Source organism: Georgenia satyanarayanai (assembly GCF_023715365.1).
GTDB lineage: Bacteria > Actinomycetota > Actinomycetes > Actinomycetales > Actinomycetaceae > Oceanitalea > Oceanitalea satyanarayanai_B.
Genome location: NZ_JAMBNZ010000013.1, coordinates 1 through 20,547, shown reverse-complemented (window position 1 = coordinate 20,547; position 20,547 = coordinate 1). Strand labels below are relative to the sequence as shown.

Here is a 20,547-nt window from a genome sequence, read left to right as displayed (position 1 = left end):
ACGGTGGTCGCCATGCGCGTCCTCCTCCTCGCCGACACCCACGTCCCCACGCGCGCCCGGCAGCTGCCGGAGCAGGTGTGGCGGGAGGTCGAGGCGGCGGACCTCGTCGTCCACGCGGGGGACTGGGTCGTCCCCGAGCTGCTCGACGAGCTCGAGGGCCGCTCTGCCGCCCTCCTCGCGTGCTGGGGCAACAACGACGGCGCCGAGCTGCGACGTCGGCTCCCCGAGGTCGCGCGAGCCGAGGTCGAGGGGGTCCGCATCGCCGTCGTCCACGAGACCGGCCAGTCCCGCGGCCGCGACGCGCGGATGCGGGCCGCCTACCCGGACACCGACCTGCTCGTCTTCGGCCACAGCCACATCCCGTGGGACGGGGCGGCCGACGGGCTGCGCCTGCTCAACCCCGGCTCGCCCACCGACCGGCGCCGTCAGCCGCACCGCACGTACCTGACGCTCACCGTGTCCGCCGGCGAGGTGACCGACGTCGACCTCCACCGGTTGCCGCCGCGCGGGAACACGGGCTGAGCGACCCCCCGGCCCCCGTCTCGTCGACGTGAGCGAGTGGCTCACGAGCCGCCCGACGGATCTGCCCCCGCCAAGGCGGCAACCGCCCGGTGAACGCCGCAGCCCCCGCTACCGAGAACGGCGGCGTGGGCTGCGGGGAACGGTCTAGATGTCGAAGTACAGCTCGAACTCGTGCGGGTGGGGACGCAGCCGCAGCGGGTCGATCTCCTGGGTGCGCTTGTACTCGATCCAGGTCGAGATGAGGTCAGGGGTGAACACGTCGCCCTCGGTGAGGAAGTCGTGGTCCGCCTCGAGGGCGAGGAGCGCGCCCTGCAGCGAGTCGGGGACCTGCTCGATCTGAGCGTGCTCCTCCGGGGGGAGCTCGTAGAGGTCCTTGTCGATCGGCTCCGGCGGCTCGATGCGGTTCCTGATGCCGTCCAGGCCGGCCATGAGCATCGCGGAGAAGGCGAGGTAGGGGTTGGCCGACGGGTCCGGCACCCGGAACTCCACCCGCTTGGCCTTGGGGGAGGTGCCCGTCACCGGGATGCGGATGCACGCGGAGCGGTTGCGCGCCGAGTAGACGAGGTTGACCGGCGCCTCGTAGCCCGGGACCAGGCGGTGGAAGGAGTTCACCGAGGGGTTGGTGAAGGCGAGTAGCGCCGGCGCGTGCTTGAGCAGGCCGCCGATGTACCAGCGGGCCAGGTCGGACAGGCCACCGTAGCCGCGCTCGTCGAAGAAGAGCGGCTTGCCGTCCTTCCACAGGCTCTGGTGGGAGTGCATGCCCGAGCCGTTGTCACCGAAGATCGGCTTCGGCATGAAGGTCGCCGTCTTGCCGTTGACCCACGCCGTGTTCTTGATGACGTACTTGAACTTCATGACGTCGTCGGCGGCGGCGCGCAGCGTGTCGAAGCGGTAGTTGATCTCCTGCTGGCCGGCGGTGCCGACCTCGTGGTGGGCGCGCTCGACCTCGAGCCCCACCTGCTGGAGGACGGTGACCATCTCGTCGCGCAGGTCGGCCATCTGGTCGTTGGGAGAGACGGGGAAGTAGCCGCCCTTGTAGCGCGTCTTGTACCCGAGGTTCCCGCCCTCCTCCTCGCGGCCGGTGTTCCACGCGGCCTCGCCGGAGTTGAGGTGGTAGAAGCTCGAGTGCTGGTTGGTCGCGAACCGCACGTCGTCGAAGATGTAGAACTCGGCCTCGGCACCGAAGTAGACGGTGTCGGCGATGCCCGTGCTCCGCAGGTAGGCCTCGGCCTTCGCGGCGATGTTGCGCGGGTCGCGGGAGTAGGCCTCGTCGGTGAAGGGGTCGACGATGGAGAAGTTGACGACGAGCGTCTTCTCCTTGCGGAACGGGTCGACGAAGGCGGTCGTCACGTCCGGGATGAGCTTCATGTCGGACTCGTGGATCGCCTGGAACCCGCGGATCGAGGAGCCGTCGAACATGAGGCCGTCGGTGAACGCGTCAGCCGCGAAGGACTCGACGGGGATGTTGAAGTGCTGCATCACGCCCGGCAGGTCGCAGAAGCGGACGTCGACGAACTTGACGCCCTCCTCCCGGGTGAAGGCGATGGCCTCCTCGGCATTGCTGAACATGTACCGCTCCTCTGGCGTGGGAATTCCGGGGGACCATCACGGCCCCGACGGCGACGACGTTATCTGTGTCGCGTTTCGTCGTCGTCACCCCGATGTGTCCGGCATGTTACGTGGACGACGACGGCGCTGCGTCGGTCAGGCACGCACGATCCGCGTGCCGGCCCACACGTCGTGCAGCCCGCGTCCGTCCAGCCCCCACACCACGGCCGGGACGACGAGACACAGGCTGACGGTGCGGATGAGGACCTGGACCGGCCGCGCCGCTCCGCCGTCGGCGGCGCGCACCCGCAGCCCGAGCAGGGTGTGGCCGATGGTGGCTCCCCGGGTGGCGACGAGGAGGAAGGTCACGACGGCGAACACGCCGAGCGTGGCGAGCGGGTGGTTGTCGAGGAAGCCCGCGGAGATCGCGGTCGCAACCGCCCAGTCGACGGCGAGGGCGATGACGCGACGGCCCAGCGGCGCGGGGGTGCTGCGCGCCCCGGCGGTCACGGACTGCTCCTGGCTCACGCTCAGCGCCCGCGCATGCCCTTGCGGTCCGGTCGGGCCCGCAGCGGGTCCACGCCCTTGGGGATCGGCGGGCGCGAGGACTGCAGGGCGCGCAGACGCTTGGCCACGGCCGCGACCTCGGCCTTGGTGAGGGTGGGCCGGAGCTTCTGGATGGTGCGCACGAGCTTGGGCAGCGGGGTCTGGCCCTCGTCGCGCCCGACCTCGACGAGGTGGACCGTGACGTTCGGGGCTACGCGCGTGACCTTCTTGCGCTCACCCTCGAGGAGACGCTTGACGCGGTGGCTGGGGCCCTCGCCGATGAGGACGACGCCCGGGCGGCCGACGGCGCGGAAGACGACGTCCTGGGTGCGCGGGTCGATGGCGACCGGCTGCTCCTCGATGTTCCAGCCGCGTCGGATGGTCCCCAGGGCGGATGCGGAGGCGCCGGGGGTGCCCTCGATGCGCGAGTAGGCGGCGCGCTCGGCGCGACGCGAGAGCAGGAGCATGACGACGATGAGCGCCACGGGCAGGCTCAGGAGCGTCACGTACACCGGGTGGCCGGCAGCCAGGCCGACGACGAGCCCGAGGGCGAGGATCCCGACGAAGGCACCGAGGAGCCACCAGGTGATCGAGGGCTGCGCCTCGCGGGTCATCTGGAAGACTTCCCACAGCTGGTGGTACCAGCGCTTCTTCTTCTGCTTCGGCGCGGCGCCCTCGGCGGCGTCCTTCTTCTTCTTCAGGGCCATGATCGCCAATCCTACCGGCCCACGGACGTGCTCCTGCTGACCGCGAGCCTGTGGATGACGCCAGCGGGCCGCGCCGCCGTGCGCTTGGCTTGGGTCATGGCACGACGACGGCGCAGCGCCAGGGTGGCGGGTGGCACGCGCCCTCCTCAGCTGCCCGGCCACGAGATCGTCGGCACGGCCGGCTTCGGTGCGAACGGGGCGCTGTGGTCGGCACGTGACGGGGCCGGACGCGACGTCGTCGTCAGTGTGCTCGCGTTGCCGCGCGGGGAGGCGGGGACGGCGCAGCTACGGCGCCTGGCCGCGCTGCGCCACGGCACCCACCCTCACCTCCCGTGCATCCGGCAGGTTCTCACCCTCGACGGCGGACGCTGCGCGGTCGTCAGCGACCACGTCCCCGGCCCGACCCTCGCCACGGTGCTGGTCGCACGCGGTGCGCTCGGGCCGCCGGAGCTCGCCGGCCTGCTCGGTGCGCTCGGCAGTGCGCTCGGCCACCTCCACGAACGCGGCGTCGTCCACGGCGACGTCTCGCCCGCGAACGTCGTCGTCACCGGGGACGGCGTGCCCGTGCTGGTGGACCTCGCCGGCCAGGGCGCCCACGAGCTCGGCACCCCCGGCTTCGTGCCGCCCGAGCGGGAGCGCGGCAGCGCGGCCGGCGCGCCCGGCGACGTGTGGGCGCTGGCGCGGCTCGTCGCCTGGGCGGCCGGACCGGCGCCGGACACGCACCTGCTCCGGCTGCTCGGTCCCGCGCTCGACGTCGCGGCGGAGCGGCGCCCCTCCGCCCGCGACCTCGCCAGCCGGGCCCCGGGCATCGGCGCCGCAGGCCCGGTAGCCGTCCCGCCGGCCGCGGCGCTGGCCCAGGCCCGCATGCGCGACGACGTCGCCCCCACGCGGCGGCGCACGTCGACCCGTCGCGGCAGGCAGGCCGAGCGGGGCGCAGGCCGCCTCGGAGTGGACGGCCGTGAGGTCGCCGTGGGGGCTGCTGCCGTGGGGACGGGACCCACGGTCACGGCGGCGTCCTCGCGTGCACCGGCGGCTGCCGCGCGAGCGGCTCCTACGGTTGCCACGGCGACCCCGCGTGCACCGGCGCCTGCCGCCGGGGCGGGTCCTGCGGCGACCCCGGCACCCTCGCGTGCACGGTCGCCCGGCGCCGGGGCGGGTCTTGCGGCGACCGCGCGTGCACCGGCCCGCGCGGTTCCCACGGTCTCCGCGGCGCGCGCACATGCACCGGCTGCCGCCGTCCGGGTGCCCCGTCATGTCCGCCAGCAGCCACTGCCCACGCCGTGGCTCGGCGGCGCCCTCACGCTGGGCGTGGCGGCGGTCCTCACCGGCCTCATCGTCTGGTCGGGCCCGGGTGAGCGAGCCGGCGGCTACGGGCACGGCCCGGCGGCCGCGACGGGTACCGAGCAGTACGCGGAGGTGGTGGCGAGCCTCCTGGCCCGGCGGGACGGCGCCCTCGTGGCCGGTGACGCCGCCGCCCTCGCGGCCACGACGGTGCCGGGCGGGCCGGCGGCGCGAGAGGACGTCGTCCTCCGCGACCGCCTCACGGCCACCGGGACAGCTCTGGAGGACCTACGCACGGAGGTGAGTGCGGTGGAGGGGGTCGTGGCGGTGGACGAGGGCGTCGCCGTCGACGTCGTGATCGTGCAGGACGCGCACGAGCGCGTCGTGGACGGCCGGCGGACCACCGTGCCGGCGCAGGACCCGGCGTGCGCGCGGCTCGTGCTCGTCGCCGGGCCGGGTGACACGTGGCGCCTGCTGGGCAGCGAGCCGTGCCCCTGACAACGGCGACGGGGCCCGCACCCGAAGGTGCGGGCCCCGTCACGGGGGAGGTGCTCAGAGGCCGAGCTCGGCCTCGAAGGCACCCTCCTCGAGGCGCTTCTTGATGGTCTGCATGAAGCGACCGGCGTCCGCACCGTCGACCAGGCGGTGGTCGTAGGTGAGGGGCAGGTAGACCATCGAGCGGATGCCGATCGTCTCGTTGCCGTCCGCGTCGCTGACCACGACCGGCCGCTTGACGATGGCGCCCAGGCCGAGGATCGCGACCTCGGGCTGGTTGATGATGGGGGTGTCGAACAGGGCCCCGTTCGAGCCGAGGTTGGTGATCGTGAAGGTCGAGCCACCGAGCTCGTCCGGCTTGACCTTGTTGTCGCGGGTGCGGGCCGCGAGGTCCGCCACGCGCTTGGCGATGCCGGCGATGGTGAGGTCACCGGCCTCCTTGATCACCGGGACGAGCAGGCCGCGCTCGGTGTCGACGGCGATGCCGACGTTCTCCTCGCCGTGGTAGACGATCTGGTCCCCGTCGATCGACGCGTTGAGGCCCGGGTGGGCCTTGAGCGCCTCGGTCGCCGCCTTGATGAAGAACGGCAGGTAGGTGAGCTTGACGCCCTCCCTCTCCTGGAAGGTGTTCTTCGCACGGGCGCGCAGCTTGGCGATGCGCGTGACGTCGACCTCGATGACCGTGGTCAGCTGCGCCGACGTGTCCAGCGACTCCACCATGCGTTTGGCGATGACCTTGCGCAGGCGTGACATCTTCTCCGTCGTCCCGCGCAGCGGGGAGACCTCGGGGACCGAGGGAGCCTTGGCGGCGGCGGCGGGCGCGGCGGCCGGAGCCGGGGCAGCCTGCTGCTCAGCCTTCTCCGCGGCGGCGAGGACGTCCTCCTTGCGGATCCGTCCGCCGACTCCCGTGCCCTGGAGGGAATCGAGGTCGACGCCCTTCTCCTTGGCGAGCTTGCGCACGATCGGGGTGACGTAGGAGGTCTTGGCCGTCTCGGCAGCGCTCGGGCGCTGGGGAGCCGGGGTGGTCGAGGCCTCCTGCGGCGGGGTCTGCTGCTGGTGCTCGGCCTTGGGCTGCTCATGCTTGGGCTGCTCGGCCTGCTTCGGCTCGCTCGGCGCGGGCGCGGCCTCCTCGGAGGGGACCGTGCTCGTCGCCGCACCCTGGTGCTGCTCGGCGCGCTGCTCGGAGGGCTGCTCCTCCTCCTTGGCCTGCTCCTCGGCGTCCTGCGGAGCCTCCTCGGATGCGGACGCGGAAGAGCCGCCGCCGCTCTCGCCGCCGATGACGGCGAGGTCGGTGCCGACCTCCACGGTCTCGTCCTCCTGGACGAGGATCTTGCTCAGCACACCGGCGTAGGGGGAGGGGACCTCGGTGTCGACCTTGTCGGTCGAGACCTCGAGCAGCGGCTCGTCGACCTCGACCTGATCGCCCTCGCTCTTGAGCCAGCGGGTGACGGTGCCCTCGGTGACGGACTCACCGAGTGCCGGCATCTGGACCTTCTCGCCCTCACCGGAGCCGGAGGACCCGGACGAGGCCTGCTGCTTGGCCTCCTGGGCCACCTCCTGCTCGGAGGGCTGCTCCTGCTCGGCAGGCTGCTCCTCCTGGGCGGGCTCGGGAGCCTGCTCCTGCTCGGCGGGCTGCTCGTCCTGCGCGGGCGCGGAGTCGCCGCCGCCCTCACCGGAGCCGATGACGGCGAGCTCGGCGCCGACCTCGACGGTCTCGTCCTCCTGGACGAGGATCTTCTCGAGCACGCCGGCGTAGGGGGAGGGGACCTCGGTGTCGACCTTGTCGGTCGAGACCTCGAGCAAGGGCTCGTCGACCTCGACCCGGTCCCCCTCGTTCTTCAGCCAGCGGGTGACGGTTCCCTCGGTGACGGACTCGCCCAGGGCGGGCATCTGCACGGAGTCGGACATGACCTGGTGTCTCCTTCGATCGAGGGTCAGTTGTGGGAGTGCAGCGGCTTGCCCGCGAGGGCGAGAGCTGCCTCGCCAAGGGCTTCGTTCTGCGTCGGGTGGGCGTGGATGAGCGAGGCGACGTCGTCGGGGTACGCCTCCCAGTTGACGATGAGCTGGCCCTCGCCGATGAGCTCACCGACGCGGGAGCCGATCATGTGGACGCCTACGATCGGGCCGTCCTTCTGGCGCACGAGCTTGACGAAGCCGGTGGTCTGCAGGATCTGGCTCTTGCCGTTGCCGGCGAGGTTGAAGTCGACGGTCTCGACGCCGTCCTCGCCGTGCGCCTCCTTGGCCTGCGCCTCGGTGAGGCCGACGGAGGCGACCTCGGGCTCGCAGTAGGTGACGCGCGGGATGCCGGACTCGACGATCGTCGCCGGGTCGAGCCCGGCGATCTCCTCGGCCACGAAGACGCCCTGCTGGAAGCCGCGGTGGGCGAGCTGCAGGCCGGGGACGATGTCGCCGACGGCGTAGATGTTGGCGACCCCCGTGTGGAGGCGGTCGTTGGTCAGGACGAAGCCGCGCTCCATGGGGACGCCCTGCTCCTCGTAGCCGAGGTTCGCCGTCGCCGGCCCGCGGCCGACGGCGACGAGCAGGAGCTCGGCCTCGTAGGTCTTGCCGTCCTCGGTGGACACCACGACGCCGGAGTCGTTCTGCTCGACGCCGGAGAAGCGGGTACCGGTCGCGAAGTTGATCTTGCGCTTGCGGTAGGCGCGCTCGAGCGCCTTGGACAGCGAGATGTCCTCGTTCGGGACGAGGTTAGGCAGCGCCTCGATGATCGTGACGTCGACCCCGAAAGACTTCCACACGGAGGCGAACTCGACGCCGATGACGCCGCCGCCGAGGACGATCGCGCTCTTGGGCACGTAGTCGAGGGTGAGGGCCTGCTCGCTCGTGATGACCCGGCCGCCGATCTCGAGGCCGGGCAGAGAGCGGGCGTAGGAGCCGGTCGCGAGGATGATGTTGCGGCCGCGGTAGGTGGTGCCGTCGACCTCGACGGTGTCCTTGCCAGTGAGCCGTCCCCAGCCCGTGACGTAGTCGATCTTGCCGGCCTTGATGAGGCCCTGCAGGCCCTTGTACAGGCGGCCGACGACGCCGTCCTTGTACGAGTTGACCGTCGGCATGTCGATGCCCTCGAAGGAGCTGTTGACGCCGACGGCGTGGCTGTGCTGGATCTCGTCAGCGACGGCGGCGCTGTGGAGGAGGGCCTTGGTGGGGATGCACCCGCGGTGCAGGCAGGTGCCGCCGACCTTGTCGGCTTCGATCAGGGCGATGGACAGCCCGAGCTGGGCGGCGCGCAGTGCTGCTGCGTAGCCTCCGCTCCCGGCTCCCAGGATGACCAGGTCGTAGACATTTCCTTCAGGGCTGTCGGTCACAAACCTCTCCTCGAGCGCACGTCGATCCCGGGCCGCAGCCGGGGCTTCGGTCCATCTTGTCACCGTCCACGCTGCGGGGACCACCCGACGCGGTGTCCGTCGGGTCACAACCGGAGCCGTACGCTAGGGCGCATGCGGCTGTTCTCCCGACGCAGGAACCAGGGCTCTACGAGCAGCGAGGTTCCCACCGCGCAGCGACGCGCGGAGGTCATCGCCCACTTCCGTGACTTCGTCGCGACCCGTGTTGGGGTGGAGGCGTACATCGAGCCGCCGACCCCGAACGACCCGACGACGATGGTCCTCGTGGCCCGGACGGGGGAGTGGACGCGCCGCCGGATCCCGGACCAGAAGGCGGCCTGGGCGCTGGCCCGCGAGCTGGAGATCCCCGTCTACGACGTCAACCTCACCGGCTACCCCAGCAGCATGCGCCGCTGGAGCGCCGCCCAGCGCCGAAAGTAGCCCCCCTCCCCTCCCCCCCACCCCCCTCCCCTCGCATATGTGGGAAAAGCGCAGCCTTCCGACGCGGAGGACTGCGCTTTTCCCACATATGCGGAGTGTGTGGGGGGAGGGGCGGTGGGTTAGCGGGTGGCTGCTTGCTCGAGGACCGTCAGGAGGGTGCGGACGCCCACTCCCGTTCCGCCTTCCGGCGTGTAGCCGCGGGGGCTGCCCTCGTTGTAGGCGGGACCGGCGATGTCGAGGTGCGCCCACGGGGTGTCCCCGACGAACTCCTTGAGGAACAGACCGGCGACGAGCATCCCGCCGAAGCGGTCGCCCATGTTGGCGATGTCGGCCACCTGGGACTTCATCGAGTCGGCGAGCTCGGCGGGCAGCGGCATCGGCCAGAACTGCTCACCGGCGGTTCCGGCAGCGGCCACGACCTGCTCGCGGACGCCGTCGGTGCCCATGACGGCGCCGACCTGCGAGCCGAGCGCGACCATCTGCGCCCCGGTGAGCGTCGCGATGTCGATGAGGAGGTCGGGGTTCTCCTCCCCGGCGGCGACGAGCGCGTCGGCCATGACGAGGCGGCCCTCGGCGTCGGTGTTGAGCACCTCGACGGTCTTGCCGCCGCGGATGGTGATGACGTCGGAGGGTCGCTGCGCGGTGCCCGAGGGCATGTTCTCGGCGAGGGCGAGCCAGCCGGTCACCCGGACGGGCAGCTCGAGGGCCGCGGCGGCGAGGACGGTGTGGAGCACGGTTGCGGCACCGGCCATGTCCATCTTCATCGTCTCCATGCCCTTGGCGGGCTTGATGGACAGGCCGCCGGAGTCGAAGGTGATGCCCTTGCCCACGAGGCCCACGTGCGCCTTGGCGCGCGCGGGGGAGTAGGTGACCTTGACGAGGCGCGGGGGCCGGGCCGAGCCCATGCCGACGCCGATGAGGCCGCCGAAGCCACCGGCCGCGAGCTCCTTCTCGTCGAGGACGGTGACCTTGACCTTCGTGCCCTTGGCGCCGGCCGTCGCCTCCTCGGCAAAGGACTCCGGGTACAGGTCGGCGGGGGAGGCGTTGACGAGGTCGCGGACCCCGGCGACGGCGTCGGCGACGACGACGGCGCGGGCGTGTGCTGCCTTGGCCTCCTTGGTCTTCGCGACGTCGGACACGAGCTCGAGGCGGGCGACCGGCGCGGTGCGCGTGGTGCGGTAGCGGTTGAAGCTGTAGGCGCCGAGGAGCGCGCCCTCGGAGACGGCGCCGACCTGCTCGGCCGTCACGGCCGGCAGGGCGAGCGCGACGTCGGCGGTCCCGGCGAGGGAGCGCACGGCCGCACCGGCGGCGCGGCGCAGTGCCTCGAGGTCCGGTCCCTCGTCGCCCACGGGGCCCACGCCGGTGAGGACGACGACGTCGGCGGCGAGCTCCTTGCCCGCGGCCACGCGCAGCACCTCGTCGGCCTTGCCGGAGACCCCGAGGGCCGGGAGCAGAGAGGTCAGCGTCTTGACGGTCGCGGCGGGGAGGTCGGCGCCCGGGACGAGGACGGCGTCCTCACCGCGCCGGCCGACGGCGACGACGACGGCGTCGGCCTGGATACGAGCAACGTTCTTCGTGGTCAGCGTCAGTTCAGTCACGCACCCGACTCTATCCGGCCCGTGTGGGGCTCGGCGCCGTGCGGGGCGGCCGCGGGCGCCCCGTTAGGATGACGCGATGCTCCCCGTCATCCTCGTCGCCTCGGTCCTTGCGGCCGCGCTCGGTGCGTGGGCTCTCGTCTTCGCGGTGGCGGGCCGTGCGGTCGTGCTCCGCCAGCTCATCGCGGGGGGCGTGGTCGAGGGGGCGCTCGTCGTGCAGGGCCTCGTCCTCGCGGTGGAGCAGGTGACCGGCTCGTTCACGGGCGACCCGATCCTCCTGTGGGGCTACCTGCTCGTCGCGATGATGCTCCTTCCCGCAGCGGCACTGGCGGCCTTCGTCGAGCGGACCCGCTGGAGCTCTGTCGTCCTGGTCGTCGCGACCTTCACCATCATCGTCATGGAGCTTCGGATGTGGCAGCTGTGGCAGGCATGAGCAAGCAGCCGGTGCACACCGCACCGGCGACCGACGACCGCCCGCCCGCCCGCGGTGCCGGGCTCCTCGTCGTCGCCGTCTACGTCGTCTTCGCGCTGGCGGCCTCCGCCCGCGCCGGCGTCCAGCTCGTGCGTGGCGCGGCCGAGGCACCGCTCGCCTACGGGCTGTCGGGCCTCGCGGCCGTCGTCTACGTCCTCGCCGCGGTCGCCCTGGCCCACAACGGCCGCCGCATGCGCCGCCTGGCCTGGACGGCCGTCACCATCGAGCTCCTCGGTGTCCTGGCCGTCGGCGTCCTCAGCGTCGCACAGCCCGACCTCTTCCCGCGCGACACCGTGTGGTCGCACTTTGGGGGCGGCTACGGCTACGTCCCGCTGGTTCTGCCCGTCCTGGGACTGTTCTGGCTGTGGCGCTCGAGCCCGGGCCGGGTGGCGCGCGCCAGCGAGAGCCGCTGACTCAGCGGCGGGCCAGCGCCCGGTTCACCGAGCCCGGCCACGTCGGGCCCTGGTAGACGAAGGCCGTGTAGGCCTGGAGCAGGTCCGCACCGGCGTCGAGCATCCGGCGGGCGGAGGCGACGTCGTCGATGCCGCCGACGCCGATGACGAGCGCGTCCGCCGCGAGACGCCCGCGTAGCAACCGCACGACCTCCAGGGCCCGGGCCTGCAGCGGGCGGCCCGACAGGCCGCCGGGGCCGTGGTCGTGGGCGATGGTCGTGTTCGTCGCGACGACCCCGGCGAGCGACAGTTCGGTGACGAGGTCCGCGACGGCCGTGACGTCGTCGTCGTCGAGGTCGGGGGCCACCTTGACGAGCACCGGGACGCGGCGGCCGGCGGCGGTGTCCGCCTCCCGCTGCACGGCGCTGAGGATGGGGCGCAGCGCGTCGACGGACTGCAGGTCGCGCAGGCCGGGGGTGTTGGGGGAGGAGACGTTGACCGTGAGGTAGTCCGCCCAGCGCGCAAGGAGGCGGGCGCTCGTCGCGTAGTCACCCACGGCGTCGTCCACGGGCGTCACCCGCGACTTGCCGATGTTGACGCCGACGACGACGGACCGTCCCCGGCGGGTGCTGCGCAGCGCCCGCAGCCGCTCGGCCGCCGCCTCCGCGCCCGCGTTGTTGAACCCCATCCGGTTGCGCAGCGCCCCCTCCTCGGGGTGGCGCCACAGCCGCGGGCGGTCGTTGCCCGGCTGCGGGTGGGCGGTGATCGTCCCGACCTCGACGTGCCCGAAGCCGAGCATGTCCATGCCGAGCACCGAGCGGGCGTCCTTGTCCATGCCCGCAGCGAGCCCGACGACGCCGGGGACGGGCCGGCCGAGCGCCGTCGTCACGCGCGTGGCGGGCCGGCGCCCGAGGGTGCCGCGGACGGCGCCGGCAACGACGGGAGTGGCCGCGACCCCGCGGATGAGCCGCAGCGCGAGCTCGTGCGCTCGTTCGGGGTCGGTACGGAGGAGGAGGGACCGGAAGACCAGGCGGTACAGGCTCACCCGGTCAGGGTAGCCACCGCCGGAGGTCAGTCCCGCCGCTCGCCCCGCTTCACCTGGGGCTTGGGTGCGCGCAGGAAGCGCGGCTGGAAGAGCCGGCTGAAGGCGTAGATGCCGGTGAAGCGGGGGATCTGCTCCTCGCCGAAGCGCGCCGCGAGCTTGCGCTTGATGACGAGGGTCAGGCCGATCGCAAAGGCGAGGGAGATCGCGAAGGCGGCGTACATGACGACCATGCCGATGACGGCGACCTCGGGGACGATGTTCGCGAAGAAGAGCAGGACGATCGAGGCCATCGCCAGCGGGAGGAAGTACTCACTGGGGCTGAAGCGCGCGTCGACGTAGTCACGCACCCAGCGGCGGACCGGGCCCTTGTCCCGCACGGGCAGGTAGCGCTCGTCGCCGGTGCGCATGGCCTCCTGCTGCTTGGCGTACATCTCGTTGCGCTGCCGGCGCGCGTCCGCCTTGGCGACCTTGCGGTCGGTCGGGACCAGCGGACGCTGGTTGCGCGCCTGGGCCTCCTTGCGCGTGGGCGTGGGGCGGCCCTTGCCCGCGAGCGTCGCCTCCGGCGCTGGGGCGGGCGCCGGGGTCTCCTTCTTGCTCCGTCCGATCACCCCTCGAGCGTAGTCGACGGCGGGTGCTGCTCGGCATCGCGCCCGGGTGCGGGTCCCCGTGGCGCGGGCGATAGTGGACGGCGCGGCGGGTCCGGCCACACCGCCGCGAGCCGACCGACGAAGGGGAGCTTCCATGAGTGCCACCGTCCGCGAGGTCGCACCCGGCGTGCACCTCGTCGCCCACGCCCACGTCAACTGCTACCTCGTCGAGGACGACGACGGCGTCACGCTCGTCGACGCCGGCCTCCCCGCCGTCTGGCGCCCGCTGGGCGAGGCGGTCCGCGCGATCGGGCGCCGTCCCCGGGACCTGCGGGCACTCGTGCTCACCCACGCCCACTTCGACCACGTCGGCGTGGTCCGTAAGATCCAGGGGATCGGCGTGCCCGTGTGGGCCGCCGCCGCGGAGCACCACCTCGTGGCCCACCCCTTCTCCTACGCCCACGAGAACCCGCGGGCGCTCTACCCGGTCCGGCACCCCGCGGCGCTGCCGATCCTCACCTCGATGCTCCTCGCCGGGCTGCCGCTCGTGCGCGGCACGACCGGTGTGCGCACCCTGCAGACCGGCGGGATCCTCGACGTGCCCGGCCGCCCGCACGTCATCGCCACCCCCGGCCACACCTACGGGCACGTCGCCCTGCACCTGCCCGACCGTGACGTCGTCATCTCCGGTGACGCCCTCGTCACGCTCGACCCCTACACCGCCCGGACCGGCCCGCGCATCGTCGCCGGGGCCGCGACGGCGGACTTCGCGCTCAGCTTCGCCTCCCTCGACGCCATCGCGGACACCGGCGCCGGCACGGTGCTCCCGGGCCACGGTGAGCCGTGGACGGAGGGCGCCCGCTCCGCCGTCGAGCACGCCCGCGCCGCCGGGGCCGCCTGACCCGACGCGGCGGCCGCCGTTAGGCTGCCGGGGTGACCATCGAGGACCTGACCACCCGCACCGCCGCCGAGTTCCCCCGCATCCGCAGCGACCTCGAGTCGCTCGTGCGCATCCCCAGCGTCTCGGCGCCCGCCTTCGACCCCCAGCACCTGGAGGACAGCGCCGCCGCCGTCGCGCAGCTGTTCCGCGACGCCGGGCTGCCCGAGGTCGAGGTCGTGCGCGTCACCGGCCCCGACGGCCGCCCCGGTGCGCCCGCCGTGCTCGCCCACAGGCCCGCGCCGGCCGGTGCCCCCACCGTCCTCCTCTACGCCCACCACGACGTCCAGCCCCCGGGCGACCCCGCGGGTTGGACCTCCCCGCCCTTCGAGCCCACCGAGCGCGACGGGCGGCTCTACGGCCGCGGCGCGGCCGACGACAAGGCCGGGATCATGGCCCACGTCGGGGCGCTGCGCGTGCTTGGTGACGAGCTCGGCGTCGGCGTCACCGTCTTCAGCGAGGGCGAGGAGGAGATCGGCTCCCCGACCTTCCGCGCCTTCCTCGAGACCTACCGCGACCGCCTGGCCGCCGACGTCATCGTCGTCGCGGACTCCTCCAACTGGAAGGTCGGGGTCCCCGGCCTCACCACCTCCCTGCGCGGGCTCGTCGACTGCACCGTCGAGCTCTCCGTCCTCGACCACGCCGTCCACTCCGGCATGTTCGGCGGCCCCGTCCTCGACGCGCTCACGCTCATGTCGCGCCTCGTCGCCACCCTCCACGACGACGACGGGAACGTCGCCGTCCCCGGGCTCGTCGCGACCGACCACGCGGACGTCGACTACCCGGAGGCCGACTTCCGAGCCGACGCCGGTGTGCTCGACGGCGTCCGCCTCGCCGGCACCGGCCCGCTCGCCGCGCGGCTGTGGACCAAGCCGGCGATCTCGGTCATCGGCCTGGACGCGACGAGCGTGGACCACGCCTCCAACACCGTCATCCCCTCGGCGCGGGCGAAGCTCTCCATGCGCATCGCCCCAGGGCAGGACCCGGCCGCCGCGGAGCGCGCCCTGCACGACCACCTCGTGGCCGGCGCCCCCTTCGGCGCGCGCGTCACCGTGACGCCGGGGGACACCGGGCAGGCCTTCCAGGCGCCGGAGGACTCCGCCGCCATGCAGGCAGCGCGCTGGGCCTTCACCACCGCGTGGGGCACCGAGCCGGTCGACCTCGGGGTGGGCGGCTCGATCCCGTTCATCGCCGACCTCGCCGAGGTGTACCCGCAGGCCGCGATCCTGGTCACCGGCGTGGAGGACCCTGACTCCCGGGCGCACTCGGAGAACGAGTCGGTCCACCTCGGGGAGCTGGAGAAGGTCGTCCTCGCCGAGGCGCTCCTCCTCGCCCGCCTCGCTGACCGCCTGTGACGGCGCCCCGCCGTGGAGCGGAGGCACCGTGCGCCTGCTCCTGAGCCCCGGACGCCTGTCCGGCGCCCTCAGTGCCGCCCAGGTGGCCGCCGCCGTGCGCCGCGGCTGGCTGCAGACCGCCCCCGGCACCGAGGTCCGCGCCCTGCCGATGTCCGACGGCGCGGCGGGCCTGCTCGACGCCGTCCACACCGCCCGCGGTGGGCAGCTCGTCTCGGTCACCGCCCGCGGGCCCCTCGGTGAGCCGGTGCCGGCCACCCTCCTCCACATCCCCGGTGCCGGGGGCGGCACCGCCTACGTCGAGGCGGGGCAGGTCCTCGGGCGCCAGCTCGTCGCGCCCGGCCAGGAGCTGCGGCACGCCGAGCAGGGCAGCAGCGCGGGCCTCGGTGAGGTCCTCCTCGCCGCCCGCGAGCTCGGGGCCGGGCGCGTCGTCGTCGGCCTGGGGGAGGCGGCTACGCACGACGGCGGTGCCGGCCTGGTCCGGGCCCTCGCCGGCGCGGACACCGGGCACGACATCGACGCCGACGTGCTGGCGGCCGCCCACGGCGTGCTCGACGGGGCCGAGGTCATCGTCGCCGCGGCCACGCAGGTACCCCTCCTCGGGCTGCACGGCGCCGGCGCGCTCCTGTCCGACCGTCTCGGTCCGGCCGAGGCGCAGCGGCTGGACACCCGCGCCGGCGAGCTCGCCGCGCACCTGGATCGCCTCGGGCGCGCCCTGCCCGCCCGCACGGCGCTGCTGCCCGCGCCGGGCGGGCACGGCGCCGCGGCGCGTCCCGGGCGCGCCGACGGGTCCGGCGCCGGGGGAGGGGTGGCCCACGCCCTCACGGTGCTGGGCGGGCGGCTGCTCCACGGACCCGACGTCGTCGCCGCCGCCATCGGCCTTCCCGAGGCGGTGGGGAGTGCTGACGTCGTCCTCACCGCGACCGCGCTCCTGGACGCCCCCGCGGTCGACGCCTCCGTCGTCGCCACGGTGGGGCGAGCCGCGATGGAGCTCGGCCTGCCCGTCGTCGTCCTTGCCGAGGAGGTCCACACCTCCCGGCGCGAGGTCGCCCGCGCGGGGATCAGCGCGACGTACGCCACGGGCACCACCGGCGTCGAGGGGCTCGAGGCCTGGGCCGTACGTCTTGCGCGCACCTGGGCGCTCGAGGCGTAGGCTGGACGGGAACAACTGCGGCCGCGCCGTGGTTGGCCCGGTTGTACTGCCCCAAAGACAGCGGAGATGTGAGCATGAGCGAGACGACGGCTACGACGCCCACCGAGGTCCCGACGCACGAGATCGAACTCACCGACGTCGCCGCCCAGAAGGTCACGACCCTTCTCGCGCAGGAGGGCCGTGACGACCTGCGGCTGCGGATCGCCGTGCAGCCCGGCGGCTGCTCCGGCCTGATCTACCAGCTCTACTTCGACGAGCGCCTCCTCGACGGTGACGCCGTGCGCAACTTCGGTGGCGTCGAGGTCATCGTCGACCGGATGAGCGTGCCCTACCTCGCCGGCGCGACGATCGACTTCGCCGACACCATCGAGAAGCAGGGCTTCACGATCGACAACCCGAACGCGGGCGGCTCCTGCGCGTGCGGCGACTCCTTCCACTGAGACACGCGGATCCCACACGGCCCGTTGGGACCAGGGTTACACCCCTGGCCCAGCGGGCCGTTTCGCGTACCAGGGCAGTGTTAGCGGTAAGGTGGGTAGAGGGACGTAGGTCCTGTCTGAAATGCCCTGAACGCGTCATGTCGGAAGGTCTTGAAGTGCGATCACCGTCCTCCGGTCACCGCTCGCCCCGCGGTTGGCGACTGGTAGTCCTGGGCCTTGCGGCGGCCCTCACCCTCGCCGGCTGCGCCGAGCTCGGCGCCCCGCGGAACGGCTTCCTGCCGTCCGAGCCGGGCGTCACCGACAAGACCGAGATGATCATCAACCACTGGAGCGGCGCCTGGGTCGCCGCCCTGGCGGTCGGCGTCCTCGTGTGGGGCCTGACGATCTGGTGCGTCATCGCGTACCGCAAGCGCAAGAACGACAACGCGCTTCCGGTGCAGCTGCGCTACCACGTCCCGCTGGAGCTCATGTACGTCGTCGTCCCGATCCTCATGATCGGGGTGCTGTACTTCTACTCCACCCAGGTCACCCGTGAGCTCACGGACACGAGCGAGGAGCCCGATCTCACGATCCAGGCCTACGGCAAGCAGTGGAGCTGGGACTTCAACTACATCGACGACGGCGTCTTCTCCGAGGGCGGCCGGGTCCAGCTCACCGGTGAGGAGGGCGTCGAGGAGACCCTCCCGACCCTCTACCTGCCGGTCGGGGAGACCGTCGAGTTCATCGTCGACTCCCGCGACGTCCAGCACTCGTTCTGGATCCCCGCCTTCCTCTTCAAGATCGACATGGTCCCCGGGCACACCAACGTCTTCCAGGTGACGCCGCAGGAGGAGGGCCACTACCAGGGCAAGTGCGCCGAGCTGTGCGGTGAGTTCCACTCGGAGATGCTCTTCAACGTCGAGGTCGTCGATCGTGCGACCTACGACGCCCAGATGGATGCGCTGCGGGAGGCCGGCAACGTCGGTGTCCGCGGCGAGGAGTACAACCGCGTGTACGACCAGCGCGGCTACCTGCAGGACGGGACGGTAAACAACTGATGGCCACCACCGAAGAGGCACGCCCCCAGCTCGTTCCCGGGCTGCGACCGGAGCGTCAGAGCCTGGGCCGCACGGTCGTCAGCTGGGTGACGTCGACCGACCACAAGGTCATCGGCTACCTCTACCTCATCACCGCCTTCCTCTTCTTCCTCATCGGCGGCGTGCTCGCCATGGCGATGCGCCTGGAGCTCTTCGACCCCGGCATGACGCTGTTCCAGTCCAAGGAGCAGTACAACCAGTTCTTCACCATGCACGGCACGATCATGCTGTTCCTCTTCGCGACGCCGCTGTTCACCGGCTTCGGGAACGTCTTCGTGCCCCTGCAGATCGGCGCCCCCGACGTCGCTTTCCCGCGGCTCAACATGTTCAGCTACTGGCTGTTCCTCTTCGGTGGACTCACCGCGCTAGCCGGCTTCCTCACCCCCAAGGGCGCGGCAAGCTTCGGCTGGACGGCCTACACGCCACTGTCGCTCGAGCCGTTCTCGCCGGGTCTCGGGGGCAACCTGTGGGTCCTCGGTATCGCGCTGACCGGTTTCGGCACGATCTTCGGCTCGGTCAACTTCGTCGCCACGATCATCACGATGCGCATGCCCGGCATGACGATGTTCCGGATGCCGATCTTCACCTGGAACATCCTCATCACGTCACTTCTCGTGCTCATGGCCTTCCCGGTCCTCGCGGCCGCGCTCTTCGGCCTGGCCTACGACCGCGTCCTCGGCGGCCAGATCTACAACCCGGAGAGCGGCGGCGCGCTGCTGTGGCAGCACCTCTTCTGGTTCTTCGGTCACCCCGAGGTGTACGTGATCGCGCTGCCGTTCTTCGGCATCGTCAGCGAGATCTTCCCGGTCTTCGCCCGCAAGCCGATCTTCGGCTACAAGGGCATCGTCTTCGCGACGATCGCGATCGCCGCCCTGTCGATGACCGTGTGGGCGCACCACATGTACACGACCGGCGGAGCGCTGCTCGACTTCTTCGCCCTCATGACGATGCTCATCGCGGTGCCCACCGGGGTGAAGTTCTTCAACTGGGTCGGCACACTGTGGCGAGGCAAGCTCACCTTCGAGACGCCGATGCTGTGGTCGCTCGGCTTCCTCGTCACCTTCCTCTTCGGCGGTGTCACCGGCATCATCCTCGCCAGCCCGGCGATGGACTTCCAGGTCCACGACTCCTACTTCGTCGTCGCGCACTTCCACTACACCGTCTTCGGCACCGTGGTCTTTGCGATGTTCGCCGGCTTCTACTTCTGGTGGCCCAAGATGACCGGCCGGATGCTCAACGAGCGTCTGGGCAAGGTCCACTTCTGGATGCTGTTCTTCGGCTTCCACGGCACCTTCCTCATCCAGCACTGGCTCGGCGCGCAGGGCATGCCCCGCCGCTACCCCGACTACATGGTCGAGGACGGCTTCCAGCTGATGAACCAGGTCTCCACCGCCGGCGCCGCTCTGCTCACGCTGTCGACGCTGCCGTTCCTGTGGAACGTCTACATCACCTCGCGCGGCCCGCGCACCGTGTTCGTCGACGACCCGTGGGGCTTCGCCAACTCCCTCGAGTGGGCCACGAGCTGCCCGCCGCCGCGGCACAACTTCACCTCCCTGCCCCGGATCCGCTCCGAGCGTCCCGCCTTCGACCTGCACCACCCCGAGGTCGCGGCCATGGACCAGGCGGCGGTGCCGGACCAGGGTGTGCTCGAGCAGGCGCTAGGCGACGCCCAGCGCACCGGTGGCGGGGACGCCGCGTCCCAGCCGCAGCCGGGACGCACGTCCACGGCCACGCTCGAGCGTGAGGACGACGACGAGAAGAAGGGCAAGGCCTGATGGCACGCGAGCACCACCGCGCACCCGGCGAGCAGTCCGCCGAGCACCCCAAGCCGCTGGGCGTCGAGAAGTGGCTGTTCATCGCCGGCGTCGCCTTCTTCCTGATCGTGGGCCTGGTCTACGGCTTCTGGACCGGCTGGGAGCCCATCGGGACCGTCGCGCTGCTCCTCCTCGTCGGCCTGTACGGCCTGTCCGGCTTCTACCTGGCGCTGGTGGCCCGTCGCGTCGACCCGCGTCCGGAGGACAACCCGGTCAGCGACGTCGACGAGCACGCCGGTGAGATCGGGGTCTACGCGCCGCACTCCTGGTGGCCGCTGATCCTCGGCGTCGCCGCAGCGCTCGTGTTCGCCGGCGTGGCGGTCGGCTGGTGGATCTTCGGGATCGGCATCGCCGTCGGCGTCGTCGGCCTCGTGGGTCAGACCTACGAGTTCTCGCGCGGCCCGCACGCGCACTGAGCCGGCCTCCCGCACGTCCTGGAACGGGCGGCACTCCATGGGGAGTGCCGCCCGTTCGGCGTTCCCGTGGCAAGCAGTGCCTGGGGACGTACATCCGGCACGGGGTGAGGAGCCGTGACGTACGTCGAGGTGACCGCACACGCGGCAGGCGCGCCGTGGGGTGGGGAACGGCGGAGGGTGGCTGCTGGGCGCGGCCGGGAGCGGAGAGCTGCGTGTCGAGGACGCCCCGCCGTGACCCCAGGGGTGTACGGCAGTCGCGTCTGTCAAGGGACAGCGGGACCTCCCCGTGGGCGGACAGGAGACCTCCCTGTAGGCGGACAGTTCATCTCCCTGTCCGCGGACGGCTGATCTCCCTGTAGTCGTCAGTTCAAGGGGACCACCCCGCGT

The 20,547-nt window shown here is 72.2% G+C and carries 20 protein-coding genes; 12 read left to right on the top strand and 8 right to left on the bottom strand.

The genetic code is table 11. The annotated features are described in order from the left end of the window. The first annotated feature begins 12 nt into the window (after positions 1-12). Positions 13-522: a metallophosphoesterase family protein gene (locus M3148_RS14215; RefSeq protein WP_251305430.1), complete on the top strand. Its 510-nt coding sequence runs from the start codon at positions 13-15 to the stop codon at positions 520-522. 144 nt (positions 523-666) lie between these two features. On the opposite strand, the gene glnA is transcribed toward M3148_RS14215, so the two are convergent. The 3 genes from glnA to M3148_RS14200 form a co-directional block, all read right to left on the bottom strand. Beyond that, on the bottom strand, positions 667-2,091 hold the full coding sequence (gene glnA, locus M3148_RS14210) for a type I glutamate--ammonia ligase (RefSeq protein ID WP_251305366.1): 1,425 nt from the start codon (positions 2,089-2,091) through the stop codon (positions 667-669). Positions 2,092-2,226: 135 nt separating this feature from the next. Then, the gene (locus M3148_RS14205) at positions 2,227-2,598 is read right to left on the bottom strand and encodes an RDD family protein (protein WP_251305365.1); all 372 of its coding nucleotides are present in this window, start codon (positions 2,596-2,598) and stop codon (positions 2,227-2,229) included. 2 nt (positions 2,599-2,600) lie between these two features. Then, a complete protein-coding gene (locus M3148_RS14200) occupies positions 2,601-3,323 on the bottom strand; it encodes a DUF4191 domain-containing protein (RefSeq protein ID WP_251305364.1) in 723 nt (240 codons plus the stop codon). A gap of 96 nt (positions 3,324-3,419) precedes the next feature. Here M3148_RS14200 and M3148_RS14195 point away from each other — a divergent pair, with 96 nt between their 5' ends. After that, positions 3,420-5,102, top strand: a complete 1,683-nt coding sequence (locus M3148_RS14195) for a protein kinase domain-containing protein (RefSeq protein ID WP_251305363.1) — start codon at positions 3,420-3,422, stop codon at positions 5,100-5,102. Between the two features lie 54 nt (positions 5,103-5,156). Here M3148_RS14195 and sucB read toward each other — a convergent pair whose 3' ends face one another. Both sucB and lpdA read right to left on the bottom strand, forming a co-directional pair. Beyond that, positions 5,157-7,007: a 2-oxoglutarate dehydrogenase, E2 component, dihydrolipoamide succinyltransferase gene (gene sucB, locus M3148_RS14190; protein WP_251305362.1), complete on the bottom strand. Its 1,851-nt coding sequence runs from the start codon at positions 7,005-7,007 to the stop codon at positions 5,157-5,159. A gap of 26 nt (positions 7,008-7,033) precedes the next feature. Continuing rightward, positions 7,034-8,422, bottom strand: a complete 1,389-nt coding sequence (gene lpdA, locus M3148_RS14185; RefSeq protein ID WP_251305361.1) for a dihydrolipoyl dehydrogenase — start codon at positions 8,420-8,422, stop codon at positions 7,034-7,036. Positions 8,423-8,554: 132 nt separating this feature from the next. Here lpdA and M3148_RS14180 point away from each other — a divergent pair, with 132 nt between their 5' ends. Then, a complete protein-coding gene (locus M3148_RS14180; protein ID WP_251305360.1) occupies positions 8,555-8,881 on the top strand; it encodes an oxidoreductase in 327 nt (108 codons plus the stop codon). 119 nt (positions 8,882-9,000) lie between these two features. Here M3148_RS14180 and M3148_RS14175 read toward each other — a convergent pair whose 3' ends face one another. After that, positions 9,001-10,479 carry a leucyl aminopeptidase gene (locus M3148_RS14175; RefSeq protein ID WP_251305359.1) on the bottom strand — a complete coding sequence of 493 codons (1,479 nt, stop codon included), beginning with the start codon at positions 10,477-10,479 and terminating at the stop codon, positions 9,001-9,003. 76 nt (positions 10,480-10,555) lie between these two features. Here M3148_RS14175 and M3148_RS14170 point away from each other — a divergent pair, with 76 nt between their 5' ends. Continuing rightward, positions 10,556-10,909 (top strand): hypothetical protein, encoded by a 354-nt coding sequence (locus tag M3148_RS14170; RefSeq protein ID WP_251305358.1) that lies wholly within the window; start codon positions 10,556-10,558, stop codon positions 10,907-10,909. Continuing rightward, positions 10,906-11,361 (top strand): hypothetical protein, encoded by a 456-nt coding sequence (locus tag M3148_RS14165; RefSeq protein ID WP_251305357.1) that lies wholly within the window; start codon positions 10,906-10,908, stop codon positions 11,359-11,361. Before M3148_RS14170 ends, M3148_RS14165 begins: the two co-directional genes overlap by 4 nt. A 1-nt stretch (position 11,362) precedes the next feature. Here the strand turns inward: M3148_RS14165 and M3148_RS14160 are convergent, their stop codons facing one another. Both M3148_RS14160 and M3148_RS14155 read right to left on the bottom strand, forming a co-directional pair. Beyond that, positions 11,363-12,379, bottom strand: coding sequence for a quinone-dependent dihydroorotate dehydrogenase (locus tag M3148_RS14160; protein ID WP_251305429.1), 1,017 nt, complete (start codon positions 12,377-12,379; stop codon positions 11,363-11,365). A 32-nt stretch (positions 12,380-12,411) separates the two neighbouring features. Next, positions 12,412-12,993 (bottom strand): DUF3043 domain-containing protein, encoded by a 582-nt coding sequence (locus M3148_RS14155; RefSeq protein ID WP_251305356.1) that lies wholly within the window; start codon positions 12,991-12,993, stop codon positions 12,412-12,414. A gap of 133 nt (positions 12,994-13,126) precedes the next feature. Here M3148_RS14155 and M3148_RS14150 point away from each other — a divergent pair, with 133 nt between their 5' ends. The 7 genes from M3148_RS14150 to M3148_RS14120 all read left to right on the top strand — a co-directional run bounded on the left by M3148_RS14150 (position 13,127) and on the right by M3148_RS14120 (position 20,160). Further along, positions 13,127-13,873: an MBL fold metallo-hydrolase gene (locus M3148_RS14150; RefSeq protein WP_251305355.1), complete on the top strand. Its 747-nt coding sequence runs from the start codon at positions 13,127-13,129 to the stop codon at positions 13,871-13,873. Between the two features lie 32 nt (positions 13,874-13,905). After that, positions 13,906-15,264, top strand: coding sequence for a dipeptidase (locus M3148_RS14145; protein WP_251305354.1), 1,359 nt, complete (start codon positions 13,906-13,908; stop codon positions 15,262-15,264). 28 nt (positions 15,265-15,292) lie between these two features. Continuing rightward, the gene (locus M3148_RS14140) at positions 15,293-16,414 is read left to right on the top strand and encodes a glycerate kinase (protein WP_251305353.1); all 1,122 of its coding nucleotides are present in this window, start codon (positions 15,293-15,295) and stop codon (positions 16,412-16,414) included. Between the two features lie 74 nt (positions 16,415-16,488). After that, positions 16,489-16,854 carry a HesB/IscA family protein gene (locus M3148_RS14135; RefSeq protein WP_251305352.1) on the top strand — a complete coding sequence of 122 codons (366 nt, stop codon included), beginning with the start codon at positions 16,489-16,491 and terminating at the stop codon, positions 16,852-16,854. 155 nt (positions 16,855-17,009) lie between these two features. Next, positions 17,010-17,891, top strand: a complete 882-nt coding sequence (ctaC, locus tag M3148_RS14130; protein ID WP_251305351.1) for an aa3-type cytochrome oxidase subunit II — start codon at positions 17,010-17,012, stop codon at positions 17,889-17,891. After that, positions 17,891-19,705 (top strand): aa3-type cytochrome oxidase subunit I, encoded by a 1,815-nt coding sequence (gene ctaD / locus M3148_RS14125; RefSeq protein WP_251305350.1) that lies wholly within the window; start codon positions 17,891-17,893, stop codon positions 19,703-19,705. Before ctaC ends, ctaD begins: the two co-directional genes overlap by 1 nt. Then, positions 19,705-20,160 (top strand): cytochrome c oxidase subunit 4, encoded by a 456-nt coding sequence (locus M3148_RS14120; RefSeq protein ID WP_251305349.1) that lies wholly within the window; start codon positions 19,705-19,707, stop codon positions 20,158-20,160. The genes ctaD and M3148_RS14120 overlap by 1 nt, the downstream gene beginning before the upstream one ends. The last annotated feature ends 387 nt before the right edge of the window (positions 20,161-20,547 follow it).